This window comes from Photorhabdus hainanensis (assembly GCF_018448965.1).
GTDB lineage: Bacteria > Pseudomonadota > Gammaproteobacteria > Enterobacterales > Enterobacteriaceae > Photorhabdus > Photorhabdus akhurstii.
In genome coordinates this window covers 1-271 of record NZ_RCWD01000154.1, presented here as the reverse complement: position 1 = coordinate 271, position 271 = coordinate 1, and the positions used below count along the sequence as shown (strand labels likewise).

Annotated in this window: 1 rRNA gene; it reads left to right on the top strand. The window is 57.2% G+C overall.

Going from position 1 to position 271, the window contains the following annotated elements:
• Positions 1 to 271 (top strand): 23S ribosomal RNA (locus EAE92_RS24310); the annotation flags it as partial.

Sequence of the window (271 nt, the reverse complement as noted above, 5' to 3'; positions counted from 1 at the left end):
TGTGACTGCGAAGGGGGGACGGAGAAGGCTAGGCCATCCGGGCGACGGTCGTCCCGGTTTAAGCGTGTAGGTGGGAGGAGCAGGCAAATCCGCTCTTCTGTAACACTGAGGCGTGATGACGAGCTGCCACGGCAGTGAAGTGGCTGATGCCCGGCTTCCAGGAAAAGCCTCTAAGCATCAGGTGACATTGAATCGTACCCCAAACCGACACAGGTGGTCAGGTAGAGAATACTCAGGCGCTTGAGAGAACTCGGGTGAAGGAACTAGGCAA